At 30.9% G+C, this 26976-nt stretch carries 22 protein-coding genes; 8 read left to right on the top strand and 14 right to left on the bottom strand.

What is annotated here, in order from left to right; translation table 11 throughout:
• Window positions 1-73 precede the first annotated feature (73 nt).
• Genes KQS_RS14035 through KQS_RS08850 form a run of 5 tightly spaced genes read left to right on the top strand, consistent with a single transcriptional unit; the run spans window position 74 to window position 3098 of the window.
• A complete protein-coding gene (locus KQS_RS14035; RefSeq protein WP_014388848.1) occupies window positions 74-1660 on the top strand; it encodes a GAF domain-containing sensor histidine kinase in 1587 nt (528 codons plus the stop codon).
• Entirely contained in the window at window positions 1653-2027 is a 375-nt protein-coding gene (locus KQS_RS08860) for a response regulator (RefSeq protein WP_014388847.1), read from the top strand. Before KQS_RS14035 ends, KQS_RS08860 begins: the two co-directional genes overlap by 8 nt.
• Window positions 2028-2052: 25 nt before the next feature.
• Entirely contained in the window at window positions 2053-2592 is a 540-nt protein-coding gene (locus KQS_RS08855; RefSeq protein ID WP_014388846.1) for a hypothetical protein, read from the top strand.
• Window positions 2579-2728, top strand: a complete 150-nt coding sequence (locus KQS_RS14420) for a hypothetical protein (RefSeq protein WP_157868416.1) — start codon at window positions 2579-2581, stop codon at window positions 2726-2728. Before KQS_RS08855 ends, KQS_RS14420 begins: the two co-directional genes overlap by 14 nt.
• Complete coding sequence (locus KQS_RS08850) at window positions 2721-3098, top strand: YchJ family protein (RefSeq protein ID WP_014388845.1); 378 nt, start codon at window positions 2721-2723, stop codon at window positions 3096-3098. Before KQS_RS14420 ends, KQS_RS08850 begins: the two co-directional genes overlap by 8 nt.
• Window positions 3099-3112: 14 nt before the next feature.
• Here the strand turns inward: KQS_RS08850 and KQS_RS08845 are convergent, their stop codons facing one another.
• Both KQS_RS08845 and KQS_RS08840 read right to left on the bottom strand, forming a co-directional pair.
• Window positions 3113-3739 carry a response regulator transcription factor gene (locus tag KQS_RS08845; protein WP_014388844.1) on the bottom strand — a complete coding sequence of 209 codons (627 nt, stop codon included), beginning with the start codon at window positions 3737-3739 and terminating at the stop codon, window positions 3113-3115.
• Between the two features lie 3 nt (window positions 3740-3742).
• Complete coding sequence (locus KQS_RS08840; RefSeq protein ID WP_014388843.1) at window positions 3743-5734, bottom strand: sensor histidine kinase; 1992 nt, start codon at window positions 5732-5734, stop codon at window positions 3743-3745.
• 129 nt (window positions 5735-5863) lie between these two features.
• On the opposite strand from KQS_RS08840, the gene KQS_RS08835 reads away from it, so the two are divergent.
• From KQS_RS08835 to KQS_RS08825, 3 genes are all read left to right on the top strand, one after another.
• The gene (locus tag KQS_RS08835; RefSeq protein ID WP_014388842.1) at window positions 5864-8050 is read left to right on the top strand and encodes a LamG-like jellyroll fold domain-containing protein; all 2187 of its coding nucleotides are present in this window, start codon (window positions 5864-5866) and stop codon (window positions 8048-8050) included.
• 164 nt (window positions 8051-8214) lie between these two features.
• A complete protein-coding gene (locus KQS_RS08830) occupies window positions 8215-9858 on the top strand; it encodes an AMP-binding protein (protein ID WP_014388841.1) in 1644 nt (547 codons plus the stop codon).
• Window positions 9859-10196: 338 nt separating this feature from the next.
• On the top strand, window positions 10197-11372 hold the full coding sequence (locus KQS_RS08825; protein WP_014388840.1) for a cysteine desulfurase family protein: 1176 nt from the start codon (window positions 10197-10199) through the stop codon (window positions 11370-11372).
• Here KQS_RS08825 and KQS_RS08820 read toward each other — a convergent pair.
• From KQS_RS08820 to dnaN, 12 genes are all read right to left on the bottom strand, one after another.
• Entirely contained in the window at window positions 11369-12682 is a 1314-nt protein-coding gene (locus KQS_RS08820; protein ID WP_014388839.1) for a hypothetical protein, read from the bottom strand. The two genes, KQS_RS08825 and KQS_RS08820, sit on opposite strands and share 4 nt — an antisense overlap.
• Window positions 12682-13911: a DNA phosphorothioation-associated DGQHR protein 1 gene (locus tag KQS_RS08815; protein WP_014388838.1), complete on the bottom strand. Its 1230-nt coding sequence runs from the start codon at window positions 13909-13911 to the stop codon at window positions 12682-12684. Before KQS_RS08815 ends, KQS_RS08820 begins: the two co-directional genes overlap by 1 nt.
• Window positions 13908-14360 carry a hypothetical protein gene (locus KQS_RS08810; RefSeq protein ID WP_014388837.1) on the bottom strand — a complete coding sequence of 151 codons (453 nt, stop codon included), beginning with the start codon at window positions 14358-14360 and terminating at the stop codon, window positions 13908-13910. The genes KQS_RS08815 and KQS_RS08810 overlap by 4 nt, the downstream gene beginning before the upstream one ends.
• A 4-nt stretch (window positions 14361-14364) precedes the next feature.
• Window positions 14365-15927 carry a DndE family protein gene (locus KQS_RS08805; RefSeq protein WP_014388836.1) on the bottom strand — a complete coding sequence of 521 codons (1563 nt, stop codon included), beginning with the start codon at window positions 15925-15927 and terminating at the stop codon, window positions 14365-14367.
• Entirely contained in the window at window positions 15917-18013 is a 2097-nt protein-coding gene (dndD, locus tag KQS_RS08800) for a DNA sulfur modification protein DndD (protein WP_014388835.1), read from the bottom strand. The genes KQS_RS08805 and dndD overlap by 11 nt, the downstream gene beginning before the upstream one ends.
• A 1-nt stretch (window position 18014) precedes the next feature.
• Complete coding sequence (gene dndC, locus KQS_RS08795) at window positions 18015-19337, bottom strand: DNA phosphorothioation system sulfurtransferase DndC (protein ID WP_014388834.1); 1323 nt, start codon at window positions 19335-19337, stop codon at window positions 18015-18017.
• Between the two features lie 385 nt (window positions 19338-19722).
• Entirely contained in the window at window positions 19723-21132 is a 1410-nt protein-coding gene (mnmE, locus tag KQS_RS08790) for a tRNA uridine-5-carboxymethylaminomethyl(34) synthesis GTPase MnmE (RefSeq protein ID WP_014388833.1), read from the bottom strand.
• Window positions 21133-21324: 192 nt separating this feature from the next.
• Entirely contained in the window at window positions 21325-22203 is an 879-nt protein-coding gene (locus KQS_RS08785; RefSeq protein ID WP_014388832.1) for a hypothetical protein, read from the bottom strand.
• 2 nt (window positions 22204-22205) lie between these two features.
• Window positions 22206-22889, bottom strand: coding sequence for a hypothetical protein (locus KQS_RS08780; RefSeq protein WP_014388831.1), 684 nt, complete (start codon window positions 22887-22889; stop codon window positions 22206-22208).
• On the bottom strand, window positions 22882-24276 hold the full coding sequence (locus KQS_RS08775; protein ID WP_014388830.1) for a hypothetical protein: 1395 nt from the start codon (window positions 24274-24276) through the stop codon (window positions 22882-22884). Before KQS_RS08775 ends, KQS_RS08780 begins: the two co-directional genes overlap by 8 nt.
• Entirely contained in the window at window positions 24242-25630 is a 1389-nt protein-coding gene (locus KQS_RS08770; protein ID WP_014388829.1) for a phospholipase D-like domain-containing protein, read from the bottom strand. The genes KQS_RS08775 and KQS_RS08770 overlap by 35 nt, the downstream gene beginning before the upstream one ends.
• Before the next feature lie 180 nt (window positions 25631-25810).
• Complete coding sequence (gene dnaN, locus KQS_RS08765) at window positions 25811-26929, bottom strand: DNA polymerase III subunit beta (protein ID WP_041252066.1); 1119 nt, start codon at window positions 26927-26929, stop codon at window positions 25811-25813.
• Window positions 26930-26976: the final 47 nt, after the last annotated feature.

Genomic DNA, 26976 nt, shown 5'->3' with positions numbered 1-26976 from the left:
TTTACATTTTAACTTTTTTTCTTGCTAAATTGTAATCTTTTTTCTAAATTTAGGGAAATCAAATAATCTTAAAATGATTTCTCCAAAAATTCCAAATAATGAATTTATTCGTTTGCAAGAATTGTATTCGTATAAGATTTTGGATTCTTTAGAAGAAGAAGATTATGATTTTATTACGTTGTTAGCTGCTCAGATTTGCAATTCAAAATATGCCTTAATTACTTTAATAGATTCTGATCGTCAATGGTTTAAATCAAAGTGCGGAATTGATATTAATGAAACACCTCGGGAACTAAGTTTTTGTGGACATGCCATATATGAAAACAAAGACATTTATATCGTTGAAGATGCACGAAAAGATATTCATTTTCATGATAACCCATTTGTAGTCCAAGAACCACATATTGTTTTTTATGCTGGAGTTCCTTTGCGATCGGATGATAATTTGCCCTTAGGAACACTTTGTGTTTTTCATGATGATACGATTCTTTTAAATCAGGACCAAATTACTGCATTAAAAGCTTTGGCAAGACAAGTTATGAATATTATGCAGTTGCGTAAGAGTACAATTAAATTGGAAGAACAAGCTCAATTATTAAAAAACAAAAATGAAAATTTAGAAGATTTTTTTAAAGCTTTTAAGGATTTAATTGTAATTACAGATCGCGCGTTTGAAATTTTAAAAGTGAATGAATCTTGGATTGAAGATTATGAACAACACAATTCCGAAGTAAAAGCTACCAATTGGTTTCACTATATTCATGAGACAGATAAAAAATTCATTGAATCCATTTTTGATAAAACACCAAATACCAACGAAGTAGAAACATTTTTATGTAGAATTAAAGACAATAAAGGGTTTTATAGAGAAGTAAAATGGCGGGTTTATTATTTAGATAATAAGTACTATTTGTACGGAAGAGATAGAACAGACCAAAACAATAAGGAAACCAACTTATTAAAATTATTAAACCTTTCAAAAGTACAAAATGAGCGCTTGCAAAATTTTGCTCATATAGTATCTCATAATTTAAGATCCCATTCTTCCAATATTAGTGCCTTGATTCATTTAATTGGTGAAAAATATCCAGTAAAAGATAATGAGTTTTTTAAAATGCTACTTTTAGCATCAGAAAACATGATAGAAACCACCAATCATTTGTCTGAAGTTGCGTTATTGTATAATGCAGGTAAAGATGAATTAAAACAAATACCTTTAAAACAAGTAATAGCCAGAGCCTTAGATATTTTTCAATTGGAATTAATTCAAAATAATTTTGAAGTTAAATTAGTGTGTAAGGAACAAATTGTAGTTTTAGGCTATGCAGAATATTTAGATTCTGTGTTTCAAAACTTAATTTCGAATGCGATTAAATACGCACGTACAAACGTGCAAAAACAGTTATTTATAGAAGCAAAAGATGAAGGGGATTATATTAATGTTTCTTTTGAAGATAATGGTTTGGGTATTGATTTAGAGCGAAATAAAGACAAAATATTTGGCATGTATAAAACTTTTCATTTTACAGAAAATGCAAGAGGTTTGGGATTGTTTATTACCAAGAACCAAATGGAAGGCATGGGAGGTTGGATTGAAGTGAAAAGTAAAGTAAATGAGGGAACTAAGTTTAATTTATTTTTTAAAAAGCCTTATGCATAAAACTATTTGTATAATTGATGATGATCCTATTTTATTATTTACTTTAAAACATCAAATAGCTAAAATTAATCAAGACATAAAGTTAGTTTGTTTTAAGAATGGTAAAGAAGCGTTTGATTATTTTAATGCTACTGTACTTGAATTTCCAGATGTGATTTTTTTAGATATTAACATGCCTGTTTGGGATGCTTGGGATTTTTTAAACGAATGGAAAAAAATTAAAAATACGATAGCAACTCAAATTTATATTTTATCAAGTAGTATAAATCCGAAAGACGTACAAATTTCAAAAAAATATCAATGTGTACAATCGTTTCTTGTAAAACCCATCTCACTTGATACACTTCGTATCATATTAAACGATTAAGTTGTATTTTTGCTCAAAAAAAAGCGTGTACAACAGATTTAATTTTCATAAACATACTTTTTGTATTTTTAAACAAGTAGACCGTTCCAATCTAATTGATAAAACGCCCAACTACAAAAGTGCCTCAGGAAGTACTTATTATTTTACGGAGGATGGCGTGTTTAGAGTTTCAAATCATTGGGGAAGAGCGGCCAATTGTCGATGGCGATTAGCGGTAAATAAAGCCTACAAAAATCAAAATGAAGTTTGTGGTTTTGCTCTGTGGACCGATTTTTATCCCAATAATGAAACTGAAAAATTATTTTATATCGACATAGATTGGATGACTAATCAGGCCCAATTTTTTCACAAAAACGACACAAATTATACCGGACAATTGGTACGAAACGCCAATGAAACGGCAAAACGGATGCAAAAAATTAATGAAGTATTGCAAGAAGACAAATGGAAGAAGTATTTAGATGTTTATGATGAAGAATTGGCCAAACAAAAGATACTAGAACTTTTAATTCAAACTAATGAACCTTTGTTTCAAATCATACAAAAAATAAATGGGACGACGTAACGAAACCAACCGATTGGCACATAAAAAGAAAGTGGACGACAAAAAGAAATCGATTCAAGAAAAAAAAGAAACCGCTGCATTAAAGAAGAAACAAATTTTAGCCCAATTTAATCAAAAGAAACAAGAAAATGAATAAGCTATGTCCTTGTGGAAGTCAACAAGTATTAGAAAATTGCTGTATGCCACATCTACTAAATCAGTCTGCACCCACGGCAGAAGCTTTAATGCGTTCCCGTTATACGGCATATACGTTGCACCAAGCAGACTATTTGTATGCCACCACACTCTTGTCGGAAAGAAGATATACTTCCAAAACCGAAATTTTGCAATGGGCACAACAAAATAAATGGATGAAATTGGAAGTGTTAGAAGCAACTGAAAAGACCGTTACTTTTAAAGCCTATTATTTTGATGCTTTAGGAACCCCTCAAATTCATCATGAAAAATCAACTTTTAAGAAGGTTCAAGACAAATGGTATTATGTTTCCGGCAAGTTTTTTAGCTAAGAACGTTCTCTTTTTCACGAGGAAGAAGCTGCGTTTTTCATAGCCCATTTTAATAAAACATTTTTTTCTTTGGGTAATCCTAATTTTTCAATGATTCGGGTACGATGACTTTCTACCGTTTTTTCTGAAATAAAAAGTAAATCCGCAATTTGTTTGCTCGTTTTTTGCAATGCAATTAATTCAATAATCTTTTTTTCACGTAACGACAATTCTGAATAAGCGCCCGCTTCATCTTTGGGTGGAGTAGCCACATCATAATGCATGGAATCTGAGTAAAATCGTTTCCCTTTTTCAATCTGTTCCAGACATTGCTGTAAATCAGGAAAGGCTTTTTCTTTTAAAACATAGCCATAAATTTGGTATTCTTTGGCTTTATTTAAAATACTTATTTCATTGTGCATGGTCAGTAAAACAATCTTGGTTGGACTTTTGATTTCAAATACTTTTTCCGCCACCTCAAGTCCATTTAATCCAGGCATATTGATGTCTAATATAGCAACATCTGGATGGTGTACTTGAATGTAATTCAAAGCAGCGTTGCCATTACTACAGTAACACACCACCTTATGACCCATTTGTTCCACATAAGCCACAGTGCCTTGTAGGGTTAATGGATGATCATCGGCAATAACAATTTTCATGAATTATTTCTTTATTTCAATGGTAATTTTTGTTCCTTGTGAAGAAGAACTGATTTGGGCTTCACCACCAATCGCTCTACTTCGTTCTATTATATTATGTAAACCAAAACAATCTTTCGTTTGTAGCGTTTCTTCAACATCAAATCCTTTGCCATTATCTTCAAGTACGATTTTTACCATTGATTCGGTTTCCTCTATTGTTAATTTTGCGGCAACAGCCTCAGCATATTTAATACAATTCGTTACTCCTTCTTGAATAATTCGGTACACTTGTAACTCTTTTTCAATGGACAATCCTTGCTTATACGAAAAAGAAGTAGTGATTAGAAACTGATGCGTGTGTTCAATTCGATCCACAAACTGCTCTACACTCGGAATAAGTCCCACTTTTTCAAACATTACGGGGTGTAAGTTTCTACTAATCGTTCGAATGTCATTGATAATTAAATCGACTTTTTCGTTCAAAACATGTTGGTTTTCCTCAAAAGATTTTTTTAAAGAAAGAAGTTCATGACTTACACTATCATGCAAATCGGAAGCAATTCGTTTTCGTTCCTCTTCCGTTTTATCTAATAAATTTTTTGTAAACATTTGCGATTGTTCTTTTTCTTTAACTAATTTTTGTTGTTTTTGTCTTAAATAATAAACTAATAATGCCAAGGAAGCGGCAATAAAAGCGATGATTAAGGTTAGTATAGTTGTGTTTTTTTGCGTAATAGTTCCTTGTTGTAGTGCAATTTGCTGCTCTTTTTCTTTGGTTTCATATTTAGCCGCCAATTCCAAGTTTTTTAATTTATTTTGAATGTTAGATAAACTATCCTTAGTTCTATACACTTCTTCAGTATAAACTACCGCTTTCTCAAAATCTTTATTTTGTATAGCCTTCTTTAGTAATACATTATAAAATAAATTTGCTCGTTCATAGTTCTCATTTTCTAATATATTTGGCAATGCTTTTTCGATATAATCGGTATTGCAATTTTTAGCATCTGTTTTTATTTCATATAATGCCAAAGCCGCATGGTAATCATTTTGCCAATTTTGAGACGTATTTTTAGCAGCAACAGGTTGAATACGATCCAAAACTTTCTTCGCCTCTTCAATTTTATTTTCTTCAAGTAAAGCCGCAATTTCATAATCCGATAAACAAAGTAACATCACATCACTATCAAATTTACTGGATAGGTATTCCGAATACGTGGAATGAATGTATTGGTTTTTTAATCTGGTTTTTCCAAAATATCCATATATTGAACATTTGTTGTATTTGGCCATAAAGTAATCATACGTATTTCCTTCTTCTTTAAAAACGCGGATGGCTTCGTTGGCACTCGCAATGGCTTTATCAAACGAACCATTGGCTTTGTATATGTTGATGTAATTCAAATGAACAGATACAATACTTTCTTTATCTCGAATGCGTTCAGAATAAATTCTCGACTTTTCATTGGCTTCAATACTCTTTTCAATATCACCTAAAATAAAATACGCATAGGATAAGTCATAATAAGCACGAGCAATTTTATAGCAACTTTTATAATCATTGGGTTCCAGTGCCGTAATCTTTAAAAAATAATCCTTTGCCTTTGACACATGGTCTCTGTCAAATTCTAAATTAGCAAAATAATTATCGATGTGAGTTGTTTTTAATGCGGGTACTAAATGGCGGTACTTTTTGTCAAATTCATGTACCGTTTTAGTCAGACGCGGGTCAAAATCATAAAAATAAACCAATTTTGTAGTTATAACATCAAGGATTTTAGAAGCATTCAAATAGTCCTTTTGCGCCAACTTAGAATGGTAATACGTAAAAAAAACACGAAGGTATTTCTCTTTATCTGCTTTGTAATTTTCATTTTGTCGTAACCAAACTTTAGTTGCATCTTCCTTGGGAGGGGTAACTTTTTCAAAATAATACGGAGTGTCCGATTCTTTGCAATTTTGTAAAAGCAAAGTCAGTAGCAGTATAGAAAATATTTTTTTAAAAGCGATCATTCGTTGATTTTTTACAAATGTATTGATTTATCCATAGAAAAAAAGACGGTGTTTCATTTCTGGGGTTTCCCCCTAATTCATTATTTAATGGTTTCATTCAACTTTGTAATCAAATAAAAAAATCGAATAATGAAAACACAATTACTTTCAAAAATTAAAAAAGCCGCTTGGTTGAGTTTCTTTTTAATTTCAAACTTTAATTTTGCCCAACAAGGGGAAGCATTGTACTTTGATGGTGCAGATGATTATGTGTTATGCGGTAATCTATTACCAGGCTCATATACTAAAGAAGCTTGGGTGTATGTTACTAATTTTGGACTTTCCAATAATATTATTTCGGGAGGTGCAACGGATGGGCGACATGCTTTTTTTATCCCGAATACTTCAGGAAATAGGCTTAGTGCGGGTCATAATGGAGTTTGGACTGCTGTTCAGGATCCCACTCCGTTAGTAACAAATACGTGGTATCATGTTGCCGTTACTTATGATGCCGCTACAACAACGATGAAATTGTACAAAAATGGAACTTTAGTGGCTTCAAATACCAATGTTGCTCCATATACCAACGGAAATATGGTTCGTTTGGGGGCGTTTGATAATGGAACCAATTTATTAAATGGTAAACTGGATGAGGTAAGGATTTGGAATAGAGTGCTTTCGGCTTGTGAATTACAATACAATAAAGATGCCGAATTAGCCTCTGGACAAACCGGATTAGTTGCGTATTATAAATGCAATCAAGGAATAGCAAATGCCGATAATAATGGCATAATTGATTTATTAGATGAAACTCCAAACGGTAATGATGGAGCGATCAACAACTTTTTAATGAATGGAACTACTTCCAATTTTGTAGCTCCAGGAAGTCCGGCCAATGCCATCGCCGGAACATTGTACAATACCTTAGTGGTGAATTCGAACCAAAGTTTTTGTACAGCCGCACTAGTTTCAGACTTACAAGCAACAGGCACAGGCACAATCAATTGGTTTACCTCAGCTACTGGTGGAACGGCTTTGGCTGCCACACAAAGTTTAACAACAGGAACTTATTATGTGTCGCAAACTACAGGAACGTGCGAATCAGATAGAGTAGCAGTTAACGTAACAATAACTACTACACCAGCACCAACGGCAACAGCTAATCAAACCTATGAAGCTAATGCCACCGTTGCTAGTTTGGTGGCTTCGGGAACCAATTTAAAATGGTACACTACTGCTACAGGTGGAACGGAATTAAGTACTTCAACGCTTTTAACATCGGGGACATATTATGTTTCACAAACTAATAACGGATGTGAAAGTACAAGAACTGCTGTGAATGTAACTATTAATGCAGGTTCCTTACATTTAGATGATTCAAACGACAGAATAACTTTAGGTACTGCCATAAATGCCGTGTTAGATCCAATCAACACTTTTACGGTAGAGGCTTGGGTGTACAATACGTCTTTTATGAACACATTTGGTTATAACTTAGGTTCGATTATTGGAAACTACAATACATCTAGTGTAGACATGCAGTTTATGTTACGAAGAGACGGAACGGCCTATCAGTTATGGGTAAATGATAGCAACGGAACTAATTTTAAAGCGGTTTCAGTTTCAAATATCGCGGTACTGAATCAATGGCAACATGTGGCAGGTGTATGGAATGGTTCTGAATTAAGATTGTACTTAAATGGTGTTTTAGTAGGAACAACCACTGGAGTTACAGGTAGCAGTTTTAAATCCAATTTGATCAATCCCATCCACATTGGAACCAATTTATCAAATGAGAAATATACCGGGAACTTGGATGAAATCAGAATTTGGTCGAGAGCATTAACCGATGCAGAACTACTAAACAACATGAACTGCGAATTAGGGGCATCACAAACAGGGTTAATAGCTTATTATAAATTCAACCAAGGCATAGGGAATGGGAACAATTCTGGATTAACCACGTTAACCGATTCTAGTGGAAACAATTATAACGGAACCCTAACTAATTTTGCATTAAACGGCACGGCTTCCAATTGGTCTAATTTTGCGGCAGTGAATACAGGTGTAACATGTTCTCCTTTCTTAGCAGCTGCTAATTTTGAAACCAGTAAAGTAGCCTATTATCCAAATCCAACAGCAAATGTATTGCATATTGAAAACGATACGGTTATTTCTAAAGTTGAGGTATTTAACCTTTTAGGTCAAAATGTACTAACGGTTTCAACTACAGGTTCAGCAATTACGGTAGATGTAGCGGCTTTACCTTCAGCAACTTATTTAGTTAAAGTACATTCAGATAACGAAACAAGTACATTTAAAATTGTAAAAAATTAAATTTTTTTCCCTTATAAAAGACATTCAATTTTGAATGTCTTTTTTTTATCTATTTCAAAATAAAGTAAAAAAGTATAGTTATTTAGCAAAGTATAGCTGTTTTTAGGAATGAGTTGGTGTTAATAAAGATAAATTTGTTACACGTTACTTTATACGGAATAACTATGTATCAAAATTTATCCTACACATTCGGTGCATCCTCAACACCTTTATTAGGTGAAACTATTGGCCAAAACTTAAAACGAACAGTCGCTATGTATCCTAAGAATGATGCCATAGTGTCTTTGTCTCAAAATTTTAAATGCGACTATGAAACCTTATGGCAACTGACCACTCAAGTAGCAAAAGGATTAATAGCAAAGGGTATACAAAAAGGGGATAGGGTAGGAATTTGGTCTCCCAATCGTTATGAGTGGACAATTTTACAATATGCAACTGCTCGAATAGGTGTTATATTAGTAAATATTAATCCGGCTTACAGAACTAATGAGTTAATTTATGTCATTAATCAGTCAGGTTTAAGAATGATGGTTTCACCATTAGAGTTTAAAACGAGTGATTACAAAAAAATGCTAAAAAAAGCAGCAAGAGAATGTTCACATTTAGAGCAAACTATTTTCTTTGAGCAAGATTGGGATCAATTACTTCAACTAGCTGAATTAGTGTCTAATGAAGCACTGGAAACTATTGAAAGTTCCGTTCAATTTGATGAACCAGTAAATTTACAATACACATCAGGAACAACAGGTTTTCCTAAAGGCGTAACACTTTCACATCATAATATCCTTAATAATGGCTATTTTATTGGTCATCGATTACACTACACAGAAAAAGATAGAGTATGCATTCCCGTACCATTTTTTCATTGTTTTGGAATGGTAATTGGTAATTTAGCTTGCACTACACATGGCGCATGCATGGTAATTCCTTCAGAAAGTTTTGAGGCAAACCAAGCATTAAAAGCCGTTCAAATTGAAAAATGCACATCACTTTATGGTGTACCAGCTATGTTTATTGCCATGTTGCAAACTCCAGAATTTGACAAATTCGATTTAAAATCATTACGAACAGGAGTTATGGCAGGTTCCCCCTGTCCGGTTGAAATCATGAAACAAGTTCAGTCAAAAATGTACATGAGAGAAGTTTCAATTTGTTATGGGATGACCGAAACATCACCTGTTTCAACACAAACCAAGATTGGTGTTCCTTTGGAAAAACAAGTGAGTACCGTAGGAACCATACAAGATCATTTAGAAATAAAAATTATCAATCCAGATACTGGAGAAATAGTACCAAAAGGAACAAGTGGAGAATTATGTACGAGAGGGTATTCGGTGATGTTGAAATATTGGAACAATCCAGAAGCAACACATCAAGTTTTGGACGATGCCGGTTGGATGCATACGGGCGATTTAGCCCAAATGGACGAAGAAGGTTACATTAATATTACAGGAAGAATTAAAGATGTTATTATAAGAGGAGGCGAAAATATTTCACCAAGAGAAATTGAGGAATTTTTATATACTCATGAATGGATTGAAGATGTACAAGTTATTGGTGTTCCCGACGAAAAATTAGGAGAAGCCATCATGGCATGGGTGAAACTTAAAAAGAATGCACCCGTTACCTCAGACGATTTGTTACAGTTTTGCCAGGATCAAATTGCTCATTACAAAATCCCAAAATATTGGAAGTTTGTGGAAAGTTTTCCTATGACAGTTTCGGGTAAAGTTAGAAAAGTAGAAATGAGAGAAATTTCCATAGAAGAATTGAACTTACAGCAGCTATTAAAAATCAAAACTTCCTAGTATGTAAAGCTTATAAACTTATCGAACTAGGTATTTTTACCTATATGAAAAATCAGGTAATTTTACTCTTTTACACCACATTATTTACCACTACATTTGTAATGGAGATTGATTAAATAGTTTTGTAGCTGTGAGGAAGTCAGGTTTTAGGACTTGAAAGAATTACAACTATAAAGAAATTAGGATAGCTGAAAGGCTATCCTTTTTTGTTTTTTTAAATTATAAAATGATTCTGAATTATGTTAATTTAGTGGAGAATTAGGTTTAGAATGTTAGAATTTTTAATTGATTTGATAAAAGTAAACTTTTAAAGTAATTTTTCTAACTAACTTTGTAAAATGAATAAAGAATTAATATACTTAGATAACAATGCAACTACCCAAATAGACCAAAGAGTTTTGGATGCAATGCTGCCTTATTTAACCACAAATTTTGCCAATGCAAATAGTACACATCAGTTTGGTGTTGGGGCATATAATGCTGTTAAAGAAGCAAGAAAACAAGTAGCAGAAATTATAGGTGCAGAAACAAATGAAATTGTTTTCACTAGCGGAGCAACAGAAGCTATTAACCTGGCAATAAAAGGTGTTGCGGAAAGTTATTCAGATAAAGGAAAGCATATTATTACGGTTGAAACGGAACACAGTGCAGTTTTAGATACTTGCAAATTTTTAGAAACTAAAGGATTCGAAGTTACCTATTTACCAGTTCAAAAAAACGGTTTAATTGATTTAGATCTTTTCAAATCACAGTTAAGAGAAGATACTATTTTAGTTTCTGTGATGATGGTTAATAATGAAACTGGAGTAATTCAACCCATCAAAGAGCTTGCTGAATTAACACATGGAGTTGAGGCAATTTTTATGACTGATGCCACTCAAGCAGTTGGTAAATTAGAACTAAATGTTGATGAATTAGGAATAGACTTATTGTGCTTCAGTGGACATAAGATATATGCTCCAAAAGGAGTTGGTGCTTTATATGTTAGACAACGTGCAAACAGAATTAAAATACCTGCGTTGCTTCATGGTGGTGGACATGAAAGAGGATTAAGAAGCGGAACACTTAATGTGCCAGGAATTGTGGCTTTAGGCAAAGCCTGTGAGTTGGCTCAAAAGGAATTAGAGGAAAATCTAAAACAAATAAAAGAGCTAAGAGATTATCTGGAAATTCAATTATTAACAATTGAAAACTCATTTGTCAATGGAGATACTAAAAACCGTCTTTACAATGTAACAAATATTTGTTTTGTAGGTGCTGACAGCGAAGCCGTTATAATGGGTTTAAGCAATCCTGAAAATAATTTACCTCTGATAGCTGTGAGTAACGGTAGTGCTTGTACTTCAACCAGTATTGACCCATCACACGTTCTAATTGCAATGGGTTTAGATGAAAATCATGCTTTCAATAGTATTCGTTTTTCATTAGGAAAATATAATACAAAAGAAGAACTTAATATAGTTATCAATCAGGTTAAAACAGTTGTTGCAGGATTAAGAGCTATGATTTTTTAATTTAAAAGGTTTTGTAAAGAGTCGATTATTGAATTAACAAAATTTGTAACTTTTTCAATATCGTCTTCTTTTTTATCTAATTCCATAAATTCACTATAAGGAATAAACACACAGACTTCATATCCAAAAGAAACTGTAAAATAGGTTCTATCCGTGTTAATTAATTTGTTTTCCCAATTGCACTTCGATCTCCAATCAAATTCTTTTTTAAATTTTGAATCTAAAAATTCTTCAAATTCATTCCATTGATTAATATTCCATTTTCCTGAGAACTCGTGAAAGTATTTGTTAGAATGAAAGACCTCTTGAACATCATTTTCTGTATATTGAAAATTAGTTAGATATTTATTAAAATGGCTAAATTTAAGATCATAAACAATCTCTAACTCATAATCTTTACCATTTATCATTAAGTTATTTTTATTCACCCAATCTAATGGTTTGTTATAAACTGAATAACCTTGTGTTTTAGTATTACCAGGCCAAATACAAAAACCTATATAATTTTTGATTTTATCGTTTTCATAATGATACAAGTGAGGTATAATTTCACTTGCCCAATGAAAAGGAACAGCCACTCCTAATCGATCAGAATAATCTAGTAAAGGATATTTACATTTTGAAAGAGCTTGCTTTAATCTTTGAGTTATACTATGAGCATTTTGACCTGTCGTCGAAAATTTAACAGTATTAAAAGGCTTTGGATTAAACCAATTAGGTCTGTGATAAGAAGCGTATTTTAAAAAATCTCTTAAAAATGGAGATTCTGAATTTGTTAATCGACCTACATTGTTAACTTTTTCAAACAAAGTAACAACTTCACTCCATGAAATACTTTTAGGAGTTATTTTGTTATTAAAAGAATCGTCTTTAATAAATGGATAGATTTGATTAAAAAGTTGCCATTTACAATCATGATTGTATTTTTTAACTTCAATAACAATAAGTATATCTTTTATGCTGATAACTATGTCTGTAAGGTTTTGTTTTTTTACATGGTTTTGCTGAAAGAAATCATCCATGTTTAGCCTATGTTCTGTCAATGCTATTGCATACACTTTATTGAAAGCATCTCGATCAATATAATCGGTATCGATTTGTAAGTCAATTTCAAATAATGCATCTTCATTGTTGAATACCGAAAATAGATAATTATAATCTTCCTCTGAAATAATAGTTTTTAAAAAGTCATTGAATAATATAGATGAGTTTAACAAGCTAATTGAAAAAGCTCTACTTAAATTATTTTCAATAAATTCTACAGAATTGTTTTCGTTAAAAAAACGAAATATGTTTAGATGATGATTCACTATTTACGTATAAAATCCTTAATTTTATTGTTGTCATTATCGGTTAGCATATCCTCATTAATTATTCCAGATGAAAGTAATAATGCATTTCGTATGTCTTTTCGTCCTATTCCAGATGCTTGAACACTACTACTACTAAAGTCAAATTTCAATGCTGGTGTTAGATATTTAATGAACTGACTTTTTTCAGAAATCTTTTCTTTTAAAAGGATTCTTCTTAATAAATCAAAAAGAGCTTGAATACCAACTGTCTTAAATATATATGATTTTGAATCAAAATCCTCCCACAAAGTTTCTTTTACAGCTGAAAGATAGTTATTTATAATTTCGTAAATATAATCATCCTTTTTATTTAAATACTCATTTCTTAGAGGGGATTTATCAGATTTGAATTTTTCAACCATACTTCTTGAGCGTTTTCCCCAAATATTTTCTTGAGCCATTTCAACCCTGTCTCTTTTTGGATTTGAAGTAATTAGACTAAGAATACCATCAACTATAGTTGCTGTTGATATTGTCCATTCAATTTCTTTTTGGAAAATTTGTTTTTTTAAATCCTTATCAATTTTTGGTGCAATTTTGATATGACCTGAAATAGGACTCTCTTTAAAATTTAATTTACGAGTATAGTATACTGCAAGTTTCTCAGGAGTCCATGTATGTTGAGGCTCATCATCAACATTAAAACCAAATTGTTCCAATGCTAAACTCTTATCAACTCTTTTTTGATTACCATTAATTGTTGCAAATAAAAATGCCTGATAGGAATTAGGTAAATCGAAAAAAATAGAGCAAGGTAAATCAACATTTAATCTAGATTTATTTGTTAAATACTTATCTTCAAAACCTTTTAATCTATGTTGACCATCTATTATTGATGCTAACTTAGCATCCGAGGGTATTATTATTTTAAATAAATTCCCTTCGACTTGTTCGAAGGACCATCTAATTTCTTCATTTTCTATTATCTCGCCATCCTCATTATAATTTGCACCTAAAATTATTGCATTTGGAAAAGACATTTCAACTGAATCTATATATCTACCTATCTCTTTCAGTCTTTTATCATCGACTTTTCTTTGATTCCCTTGAAGTTTACCTTTTTCATCAACATATTGTAACTGCTCAGAAAATGAAATTTTAAGCAAATCTGTAGCTGATATTGAAGTTACATAAAAATCACAAAGTGGCTGTGAAACTCTAATTGCGTATAATTCTTTAAAACTCATAGTATACCTCCTATTGGTGAAAAATTATTCGATTTTGACGCTTGAAGTTTTACATAAAACCATGCTGCCCAAGCTATAACAGTAATATATTTAGCATACTTAAGTGCTTCATCTATACTTGAATTTTTTATCGATTTTAATGATACAAAAACTAGGAATCCTGTTCCACAAATCAAAAATAATATTGCAAAAAATTCAAGTATATTATTACTATATTCACCTGTTCTGAAAAATAAAAATAAAACTCTATCTATAGTAGCTATTAAAAAAATTCCTAAAGAATAAGTCAATAAATTACTTGGTAATGTTTTGAAAGTTTCATCTGAAATTCCATCTAAATTGTAATTGTCAATTGCCATAGGTAACCAAATCCCCAAAGAACTTAAAAAGGCAATTGCAAAAATGAAATACGCTATTGTAATAAATATATTTTTAGTTTTATCTCCCATCTCATTATGCTTTAAAAAGCTCCCCAACCTTAAATTCTTTAAGATTAGAAACCAATTGATATTTTTGAATTTTTTCCATACTCGATTTAAGCTTCAACGCTTCTTTGTCACCAATTCCTAAGAACTTTTGCATCATTTTTAAGTTGGTTTTGTCTTTAATGTCAAACAAAAAGGCTGTTTCACACATACTACTAAAGTCAAATGAAGGCTGATTGAATTCTTCAATTCCTTGTGACAATAAAACTACAGAAACTCCTTTTGAACGAATTTCACGCAATATCTTTTCTAATAAATCTTGTGATTTCTTTTCTTTGAAAATAGTATGAGCTTCGTCTATTAACAATACATAACGCATCCCTTGATAGTTGCCTTCAATTGGGGCATTATCCATATTCATAAACGTATTATAGATATAATTGATGATTAAAAACACCGATGTAAATCGAACATTTTTTGGCAAGTCTCCAGAAAGACTTAAATAATAATTAGAGTTCAAGAAACTATTTTTACTGTCTGCTTTAGTTTCAAATAAATCCAATTCACTTAAACTTTCTAATATTTCACGTAAGGTACTTGCTTTATCTCCTTCGTATTCTAATACCTTTTCATAAATCTCTTTGAATGAAGGATATTCATTCCCTTTTTTGCTATTGAAAACATCACGGGTGGCATCTTTTAAAGTTTGTTGTTGGTTTTTACCAATGTTACTATAACTAGTGATAATATCTACAAACTTGTTAATCCCCATAATTTTATTCTTTTCATTGATGTTGTCAATAAAAGATAATGGGTTTACTGGAAAAGGTTTGTGTGGTGCTTTAATCAATTCACAGTTAGTTGAATTAAAAAACTCACTGTTCTTTTTCTCATCCTCTTCAGTTATTCCTTTGAAATCAAGAAATATAAAGTTCACCTGTCCTTTACTTTCCTTAACTACTTGTTTTAAAAGAGAATTTGCAAAATATGTTTTTCCTGTTCCTGAATTTCCTGCTACTGCTATATGCGCATTATTATGAATTGAAGTGTCGTTTAAATAGAAATTAATTTCTTCCTCTTCAAATGATTTACCAACTAAAATTTTGATGCTTTCAGCAAAGTAATCCTTGTTAACGATTCTGTTTTTTCTCGTATGTTCATCAAAAATGATGGCATCATTTGAAACTTGACTCTCTTCTAATTTTTCAATTCCTGTTTCAATATGTTCTAATAGAAAATCTAAACCTGAATAGTTTTTATTGTCTTCAAAAAGTTTATTCATCAAAGTTAAACCATGATCAATATGCATTTTGATATATTTTCCAATATCCTTATCTGTTTTGTAAAGTCCGTAATGCTGACAAATTAAAGCAATGTAATACTCTCTATATTTTCCAAATAAAATATCATCTTTATATTCTTTCCCTTTACTATCAAATAGATCTTTTTCTAAATCTAATTTAATATTTTTTGAGATAGAGTATGAGAAAGCGATTCTAGAAACAACATTTTCAGTTCCTAAATTAAGTCTTCTTGTAAGTTCTTGGACAACTGCTTTATTTGCCTCTGATGTTCTAATATTAATTAGCATTGTTATACATTTTATTGTATGTTGAAATAAAATCTTTTGGTTCTAGAGGTAAGAATTCACTCTTATCTTCATGAATGTTATTGATTAAGAAAGTTTTTGCAATATTATTCGATAAAATATTGTATTCTTTCTCAGTAAGCTCTTTGTTAATCAATGGGAAAATAACAACTTGATCTGAAATGTTAGGATAAAAATACTTAACAATATTTTCCGCATGTTGTTCATCAAATTTCTGCATTGGGGAGTCAATAAATACTGGGAATTGAATATCACTTTCTTCAACTAGAGCGCGTAGTAAAGCAGTTGCATACATCTGCTGTTCACCTTTACTTAAAGACTCTTTTTTAATCTCTTCACCACGAACATTTTTTAAAACGATATCAATAGTGTCACCAATGATTTCAACTTCAACTTTCTTAACAAATCCTTTTTTGTGTAATAAGGTTTCTAATCCTTCTAAAATCTGTTTTTCAAGAGATTCTTTTTTCTTCGATTTGAATTTTTCAATAAAATCCTTAAGCTGACCAATATTCCTTGTAATCAACTCATCTTTAGCTTTATTCTTTTCAGAAACATTTAGTTTTTTAGAAAGTTCTTCGATTCGTTTTCCTTTCTGAGTTCGTTCATTAATAAATTCACCAATTTCTCTATTTAATGAATCTATTGTAGCATCAATTCCAATAATTTCTTTATCCAACAACTCTTTTTGATTTCTAAACTCAGTAATCATTGGACTTTCTTGATTGGTCTCCGCATCTCTAATTTTTTTACGAATCGAATTCAAATCATTTCTGGTTTGGTTGTATTCAGAAGTGATACGTTTAAACGATTCTTTGAAAGAGTACTTAATGTTATTTAGTAATGCTTGTAATTCATTTTTTTCTGAATCAGAAAATTCTAAAAGCATTTTAAAATCTGTCGGTAAATCAGGAGTATCAGAGAAAAAGTGTTTTCGAATTAATTTTTCGAAAGCATCTGCGAAATAACGTTCAACCTTGTAATCAATTACCAAATCTTCAGGCTTAGGTTCTTTGGTCAGATCGGTTAATATTTTATTAGTAACTCCTTTTACGTTTTCATCTTTAAATTTTGCAGCCTTAAAGTTTGTTTCATTTTCTAATTGGTCATTAACTTCAAGGAACTTTTCTCCTGCAATAGCAAAAGGAATGATATCATAGGATTCCTTTAATTGATTTTGAAGTTCGTTTTGTCTTTTAGTTAATTCTTCCTCTTGATTTCTTAATTCATGAAGTTCCTCTACAGTTATTAAACTTCCTGATTTAATTAGCTTTTCTTGAATATCTCTTGACTCTTTATTTTTTTCACTACGCTTTTCACGTAATTCAGCTATTTTAGTCTCGTTATCTTTAATTTTATCATCGCAATTTTGATGTTCTGCTTCTAAAATACGAAGTTGACTTTTTTCAGTAGCACTTGCAGTATCTTGTCTTAACTTCAGTTGTAAACCCTCTAGTTCCCCTTTCAAATCCTCATATTTCTTTATTCCTAAAACTTCAGAATAAGCTTTGCTCAACTTTCTTTTTTGTTCTGGAGTATTTACTTCTGCAAGACTTACAATTTTTTCTGCATCAAAAAAGAAAAATTTTGCAATTTCAATTGGCATAATAAATTCACGAATAAAAATTTCAGGTCCTACTTCCTTAGCAATTTCACTTGGATAACCATCAATTAAAACTTCAACATCTTCTGATGAACTTGTTTTAGCATTATAGCTTCTTTTTATTCTAATTTCTTTACAAGGTACTTCTGGTATGTTGACATTTGTGAATGTAATAGATACATGAAAGTTATAGTCGTCCTCAGATTTAGCTAATCTATTAAGAGAATTTCCAATGTATTTTCCATAACCACCTTGGTCGTCGATTTCTTTTTTGTATATATCATCAACATCTTGCATTTGTCTACCATACAAACACCATACCAACGACATTAAAAAAGTCGTTTTACCAAACCCATTCCTTCCGCTTACAACGAAAATATTTTTATCATCTATGTTAGATAAATCAATAAGATTAGACCCTTTATAGATTCTAAAATTATTTAATTCTATTTCTTTAATTGTCATTTTAATTATTAGATTTTTTATCCGATTCAAGATACTGGTCAAGTCTATTTTCGATATCAGCTTGTAAACCTCGTTTACGAATCATTAAGGTTTTTGTTTTTTGTAATGCCAACAAATCTTGAATTAAGTCAACATCTTTCTGTTCATTTTTACAAGATTCTTTCAATAAGTCAGATTCTTGTTTGAATTTTTCTTCTTGTTTACTCATATCGATTTTAGTTTTGTAAATAGAATTATAAATATCCGATACCCTTGTTTTAAAGAAACAGTCTCTATACCAATAATACTGTATTAAAACCATTTCCTGATGTGTAATTAATTCTACACCTTCTTCTTTTTGAATGTTTTTCTGCGCTTTTAAAATTCTGGTCAATATTTCAACCCTTGTATTAAAAGTATAAGGCCCCCAAAGGTTTTCAGATATTGTTTTGTTTCTTCTCTCTTTTTGTCTATATTTTTCTGGATTGTCTCTAGTTTCAACTAAAAAATTTCTAATTTCCATTAATGGAGACATCCACTCCTCTCCATTTTCAATTAGTCCTTCCATACTTTTATCTTTATTGACAACAGTACATGTCCAACATCCAAATCTACTATTACCACAACTAGGAGTTGATTCATCAATAACTAATGGACAATCTCCAGCATTAGCATTCCTATACAAAGTGATTAACTCTTTGTTCGTTCCTCCCCATGGTGGTGGCACTTGATTTAAATATTGCCATAATTCATTTGTTGTAACATCTTTTATTGGAGCATAAACATAAGAATTTGGTAATTGATGTTTTCTTAAACGTTGACCTTTTACCTCGTGTTTTTTTATAGAAGCAGCTCTAGCAGAACTTTCAGCACTTCTAGTTCCTAACAAAATTATCGCTTCACCATTTTCATTAATCTTTTCAGTGATAAATTTTGTTGTTGGGTTAATTTTTAATCTTTCGGTACACCATCTATAAAATTTATTCGGTGCAGGATATCCTAATCCAATTAATTTAACCCAGAAACTATTTTCTAATTCAGGTGTAGTTTGATGCACTGTTATTGGCAATTCATAATGAACTGCAGCTTCTTGTATTTTGGATAAAGTCGAATTGATAAATTTTACAATTCTTGGATTTTCAACTAAAGTATCATTACATACAATATAAATTCTTCTAGTTTGCCTTAAAAAAGGATCAATCTTTAACAGAGATCTCCAAACAACCTGAAGCAACATTGTACTATCTTTCCCTCCACTAAAGCCAATAATCCATGGTCTTTTTGAATCATCAAATAGAAATTGATCAATTATTTCATTCTCTAAGTAATTTAGGTCTAATGCCATTTATTTTAATTGAGATAAATTTATTTGTATGTTGTTATTTTTTAAATCATCACTTTAATATGAAAGTATAATATTAAAATAAATGATAAAATTCTTATATTAGTTTTAAAAGAAAAATTTATTCAAAAATATGAAAAAAAATATAGTTTAAGCTATTAAAAACAATGTTTTTTCTTATGTTTTCAATACTTATTGTCAATTCCTCCTCAAAAATTCAAATTTATAGATAAATTAAAATCTAATTTTACGGATAACCGTAAAGTGTAAAAATAATAGTCATTCCCTAAAAAATCAAAACCCCAACAATAAACGTGTTAGGGTTTTCTATACAATGAAATTGAATTAGTATCAGTTATAGAGGTAAATTAATAAATGAGTAGATTTTTTATTTCCCGATACAGAAATTCGCGAAAATATTCCCAAGCAACTCATCATTCGTGACTTCACCTGTAATTTCCCCAAAGAAGTGTAGGGCCGAGCGGATGTCAATCGCAATTAAATCAGACGATAAGTGCGATTCCAAGCCCCATTTTACCTTCTGAATTTCTTCCAAAGCCTTTAATAACGAATCATAATGACGCGTATTGGTAACAATCGTCTCGTTGTTTCGTAACGCACCCGTGTTGACAAAAGAAAGTAACGTGTTTTTAAGTTCGTCAATACCAATTTTTTGTTTCGCAGAAATAAAAATAGTCGAAAGTTGCACGTCAAAAGTCGAAAGTTGTTCTTGAATACTTTTCACATCTTCCTCAGACAATAAATCTACTTTATTGATAATAGCGACGATGGCTTTAGTAGGATATTTGTTTTTTACCTTTTCAATTTCAATTTTCAGATTTTCTATACTGTCAGCAGTGAACTGTGAACTATCAACTAAAAACAGCACCACCTGCGCCTGTTCCATTTTTTCAAACGTCTTCTGGATTCCAATACTTTCCACCACATCCTTCGTTTCACGAATCCCGGCCGTATCAATAAAACGGAAGCCAATACCGTTAATCACCAATTCGTCTTCAATAGTGTCTCGTGTCGTACCCGCAATGTCCGAAACAATCGCACGTTCTTCGTTCAATAAGGCATTCAATAAGGTCGATTTCCCCACATTTGGTTCGCCTACAATCGCAACCGGAATCCCGTTTTTAATCACGTTCCCCACCGCAAAACTGTCAATTAAACGTTTTAACACAAACTCAATGCGGTTTAGCAATTCATGAAACGCCGAACGATCCGCAAACTCCACATCTTCTTCTGCAAAGTCTAATTCCAGTTCAATCAACGAAGCAAAATTCAACAATTCCTCACGCAATTTGGCAATTTCATTACTGAACCCACCGCGCATTTGTTGCATGGCAATTTGGTGACTCGCCTCATTGTCGGAAGCAATTAAATCGGCTACCGCTTCCGCCTGAGATAAATCGAGTTTACCGTTTAAGAAAGCACGTAACGTAAATTCACCCGCCTGAGCCATTTTCGCACCTTTACGAAGTAAAAGTTGAATAATTTGTTGCTGAATAAAAGTAGAACCGTGGCAAGAAATTTCCACCACATGTTCACCCGTATAAGAATTCGGTCCTTTAAAAATTGAAAGCAACACTTGGTCATAAATTTTACCTTCCGAAACAATATGCCCCAAATGAATAGTATGCGTACGTTGCTTGCTTATGTCTTTACCTGAAACCGATTGAAAAACTTCCGCAGCAATAGAAATTGCCTCTTTTCCAGACAAACGAATAACCGCAATGGCACCTGCACCCGAAGGCGTCGCTAACGCAACAATAGTATCTTGTGGAATCATAATGACCAATTTTTTTGCAAAGATACTTCTTTAGTTAGTAGTATAGAATAATTCGGGAATCAATTTTTTTTAGGAGCAGGAGAGTGGTGCTTCAAAGAAGTCCAGTCCCGCTTTTCGCTTTTACACGGTAACCGCTTCAATCGGGGCTATAGTTGGAAAGTAGTTTATTAGTATGAATTTTTAACTTATGAATTAACCAAAATATTTTAAACTAAATTTTACTGAAAATGATTTGCATTTTGGGCAAAATAAAGGTTTATTTCGTTCTAATTCTCCTCCACAATTACAAGTTGGAAGTTCTACACTTCTTTCTATGTTATGAAACTTTCCACATGATTGACATTGGTAGCCTTCACTTAATCTTGTATAAGAAGCAACCATTTCTGTATGATAACATTTTAAACAACTAAATTCTCCAATTGAACCCATTTTAGAAAATGTTAATCTATGGTCAACTAAAACCAATTCATTAACATAAGGTTTATTGTTTTCTATTGTTGGTGTCCAATCTAGTTCTTGTTCAATCAGATTTCTGTATTTGGTTTTAACTTGTTTAGGTGCATTTCTAATATATTTTTCTGCAAGTTCTTTTTTTTTACCTGCTAAATTTTTCAAATATTCGATTCTTTCGTTTGGATTTACATTTACAGTTTCATCCTTTTCGTTATTAAAACTCCATTTCTCAGGTAAATCTGTCCATATGATATTTTTAATTTTCTTTTCGCTTGACCAGTTTCTGATTTCTTCTTTAAACTTGAAATCTTCACAGTGAAATTCATCGGTTTCCGCTTTGTAAAAACCAATATCTTTTTTGTTACATCCTTCTCTTTTTCTTAAATTTTCAATAGCCTCTTCAAAGGTTAATTTCATATTAGCAAATGTGTAGAAAGTTTTATTGAAAGTACCATTTTCAGTAATAACTAATGTCAATCTACCATTTTTTGAAATCCTTGCAAATTCAATGGGTAAAACTGGACCGTCATAAACCCAACCTAATTGTTTATTATATTCTAAATCTTTAGGGTCCCAAATTAAAGAACCCCATGCTAAAATTGCGGTTAGTTTTGACATTGTTATGATTGTTTACAAATGTGGTTGAATTTTGAAATGAAGTTCTCTCTTAATACGCATGCTGGAATCCCATCGAAATTACCTCCATTTACTATTGTTTTTTTGTAATTTTCAATTAATAATTTTAAATCTCTTTGGAAATTTTCTCTGTAAATAATTTTTTCCTCTTTCTTTTCTAAATATGATAATCCTGTTTTATCTATGTCTTTTCTGATTTTCCACTTATTTTTTGTTTGTGTTTCGTGTAATAAAGCGCAACGAACATTCCAAAAAAACTTATCACCTTCAATATTATATTTTTGAAAAACACTTCTATTTTTGAAAAATGAAATAAAGACGCCGACATTTTTTATAGGGTCTTTTGTTTTTTTTAACAGCCCAATATCTGAATTTGTTATTACAACATTATTTCTCTTCCACTTATTCTCTTCATTTATCCAGCCATTTACAAAACTTTCAATCATTTCAATAAGTGAACATTGTAAATTAACTACAGCAAAACCTTCTCCATTGTTAGATTTTATATTTAAAATAGTATCTATAGGCTTTAAATATCTTGTGCAAATTCGTAATTCAAAAAAATCGTATGCCTGATCCCAATAATGATTGTAATTGGGTTTGAGTTTTTTCTTAGTTTTTTCCCAATGTTTAATAGTTAAGTTCCCTGCAATTTTTATGTCACTCATTTTTAATTTCTTTTAAAACTTCTTCAATTAAAACATCATCAACATATTCTTTTATCGTATCCCATATATATGGTGATGATTCTATTTTTTCTGCAAATTGATGAATTATATCAATAGTCCATGTTACACTTTTGTTATTACTTAAAGCCGGCCAATCCCAATATTTATCAAATATTTCAATTTCATTACTTGATAAAATTATCCCTGAATTACTTGATAAACCTTCAAAACCTCCAGGCCAGTAACCCCAAAACCATTTATCTAAATATCTCTCAATTAACACTTTAGTTAATGGAAGTTTAGTGTTTCTTGATATTGTGGAACTAAATGGAGTATTAGGGTGGAAGTGCCAGTTTTCTCGATATTTTTCTATTAAACTTTCTGACCAAGGTAAAGATTCATTGGAACTTAAATAACCCCAATCCCATTTGTCATAATATTTTTCAATTAATTCAACTGTCCATGGTAACGACTCATTTCCGCTTAAACTCTTCCAATCCCATTTGTCAATATAAGTTTCAATTAACTCTATTGACCAAGGTAAAGACTCATTTCTACTTAACCAATACCAATCCCATTTATCAATAAATATTTCTATAAGATGTGATGACCATGGAAGATTTTCATTTAAACTTAACCAATATGAATCCCATATGGTTATATATTTTCTGATTAGCCCTATGGACCACGGAAGATTTCTATTTCTACTTAAATTGAAGTTCCAATCCCATTTGTCTTCATATTTTTCAATTAAATTAATTGTCCAAGGTATGCTTTCACAACAACTCAAAAAGCCCCAATCCCATTTGTCTTTATATTTTTCTATTAAATTAATTGTCCAAGGTAAACTTTCATTCCAACTTAAATTTTGCCAATCCCATTTATCTGTAAAGTTTGAAATTAATTCAAGCGACCATGGTAAGTTTTTATTTCTACTTAATTCTTCCCAATTCCATTTGTTTTCAAATTTTTGTATTAATTCAATTGCCCATGGAATACTATTATTTTTACTCAATTTATCCCAATTCCATTTATTTTCAAATTCTTCTATTAATTCAATCGACCAAGAAATTTTTTCATTTTCACTTAAGTAATTCCAATCCCAGTGATTATCAAATTTTTGTATTAATTCAATTGACCAAGGAAAATTCTCATTAAAGTTTAAAGTATGCCAATTCCAACTTTTAACATATTTTTCCAGAAATTTTATATTTAGTGGATAATAATAACTTATGAGATTGATAAAAAGACTTGGGTTTTTATTAAATATTTCCTTTACCAATTTTCTATTTTGATTAAGAGTAAGTTTTTTGGTAATATCAAGAACTATTCCTGTTTGGTTTAGAGCTAAACTATTGTTTAAAGGTATTAATCTGTTGTTCTCCATCTTTCAAATCTTTTAGTTCTTTTTGTAATAATTCTTTATTTTGTTCAAAATAAATATCCCAGTCGTTAATGTTTATTATGCTTTGGTATGTTTTACTTTCTTTTAGATCTTTTAAATTTTTCTCTAATTGAGTCAGTTTGTTTTTTAGTTGAATCAAAGTTTTTCTTAACCGTTCTTTATCACTGATTTTACCACTTACATTTGGCTGTAAAATTCCTTTTTTTAAATTTTCTAAAATTTCAGTTACCCGTTTAATATCGTTTTTACTGTTGGCTTCATTAAGTTCTTTAAATAATTCCTCTGCTTGTTGCTGTATTTCAATAGGTTCATTAATGAACTTGTCAGGATGACATAAAATAGAAGCATTTTTGTAAATCCTTTTTAACTCTTTTTTTTCCTCAATAGTTATTTCAAAAACTTCTTTTTGTATTTCGTTTTTATAATAATTATTATAATTGTTGAAATCTTCTTCTGCTTCTTTAAATTTTTCTTTTTGGTCTTTAAAAAGTGTCTTTTTTAAATTTAATATTTCTAAAATAAGGTCTCCTAATTCTAAGGTATGACGATGATTGAATACATTAATTGTTTTTTCTATATCAAATTTTTCATTTTCAAAAGCATTTATTTCATGCTCCAAAAGTTTTATTTCTAACTTTAAACTTGAAATTTCGGGATCATCCCAAATTATTAATTGTTGAAAGTTTGAGATATATTTTTGAATTAATTCAATTGCTGTTGAGTATTCTTTATTGGTTAAACTATAAAAAATAGATTCTAAGTCTTCATTAATTGAAAGCTCTTTTAATTTTTTTGTGTTAGTATCTATTTCTTCAACTTCCTCTAAAACAATTAAATTTTTGATTATTTCTAATCGTTTGATAATTTTATCAATGGATAAATCAAAATTTATATTTTCAGTTTTTGGGTAATATTTTTTTACAATTTGCTTAAATTCATTTACAAATTGATTTGCAAGTTCATAATCTTGAGAGTGAATAATGATGTTTTCAAAATTATTTTCTGCCTTGTAGCTCCAATTGTAAGATCCTGTAATAACCGTGTTGTAATCAATTACACAGAATTTATTGTGCATTAATTCAGTGTCTCCGTTTCCTACTTTGTAAATCGATGCTTTCTTATTAGTTAATAAATCAAAATCTACGTATGAATTATTATTGATTTCATCATTTGAAATGATAATTTGAATTTTGCATTTTTCAGATTTAATAAGCAGTTTGTTAAATATATTTTTGTTAGTAAACCACGCAACAGCTATGTAGATAGAATCTTCTGCTTTATCTATTTCTTTGATTATTCTTTCTGCAATGTTTTCAAAAATAGCTTCTGTTTGCATAAATTCATTTGTAATAATTTTCTAAAAATAAAAAATAATTGAATATAATTTAAATAAAAAAACCACAATTACGCAATTCGTTCTTGTGGCTTTTTAAGTAAGGGTTGGTTTAGTTCTTTATCTATTTAAAGATTTAAAGTATCCTAGAAACAAAGTTCCAATGATACAGAAAATTAAAGATTAATTGTTAAGCATTACAGGCATAACAAGCATAGTAACTGTTTCGCCTTCGTCTAATCCATCAATAGGGGTTAAAATACCCGCACGGTTAGGTAACGACATTTCTAATTGAATTTCATCGCTGCTTAAGTTGTTTAACATCTCTTGTAAAAAACGTGAGTTGAATCCAATTTGCATGTCATCGCCTTGGTAATCACACGTTAAACGCTCATCTGCTTTGTTTGAGTAGTCGATATCTTCGGCAGAAATGTTTAATTCTGTTCCAGCAATTTTTAAACGGATTTGGTGTGTTGTTTTATTAGCAAAAATTGCCACACGACGTACTGAGTTTAAAAACTGAGTTCTACCTATAATTAATTTATTCGGGTTTTCTTTAGGGATTACCGCTTCATAATTTGGGTATTTACCATCGATTAAACGACACGTTAATACATAATTATCAAACGAGAAAGTCGCATTCGAATCGTTGTATTCTACTTTTACTTCTGCATCAGAAGCTGCTAAAATTCCTTTTAAGATATTCAATGGTTTTTTAGGCATAATGAACTCAGCCGATTGCGACGCTTTTACATCGGTTCTAGCATATTTCACTAATTTATGTGCATCAGTTGCAACAAAAATTAATCCTTCTGTTGAGAATTGGAAGAAAACGCCACTCATTACCGGTCTTAAATCGTCGTTTCCTGTAGCAAATATGGTTTTTCCAACCGCGTTAGCTAACACTTCAGCCGGAATAATAGTTGATGAAGGGTCTTCTAAAACTACAGCCTTAGGAAATTCTTCTCCAGCAGCATACGCAATGGCATATTTACCTGAGTTAGAACTGATTTCGACAGTATTGTTATCTTCTACAGTGAACGTTAAAGGTTGCTCAGGGAAAGTTTTTAAAATGTCTAATAATAATTTAGCTGGTATAGCTACACTTCCCGTGCTATTCGATTCAATTTCTAACGTGGCCGACATTGTCGTTTCTAAGTCAGAAGCCGAAACTTTTAACTGATTATTATCTAATTCAAATAAGAAATTATCAAGAATAGGTAAGGTATTACTTGAGTTAATCACACTTCCTAAAACTTGTAATTGTTTTAGTAAATAAGAGCTAGATACAATAAAATTCATCATCTTCATAATTTTAGACTTCACAAATATATTCGTTTACAACAATA

The sequence above is a fragment of the Flavobacterium indicum GPTSA100-9 = DSM 17447 genome (genome assembly GCF_000455605.1).
In the GTDB taxonomy this organism is placed as follows: Bacteria; Bacteroidota; Bacteroidia; order Flavobacteriales; family Flavobacteriaceae; genus Flavobacterium; species Flavobacterium indicum.
Note: the sequence above shows the minus strand (reverse complement) of the source record. Positions and strands in the feature narration are given on the sequence as shown.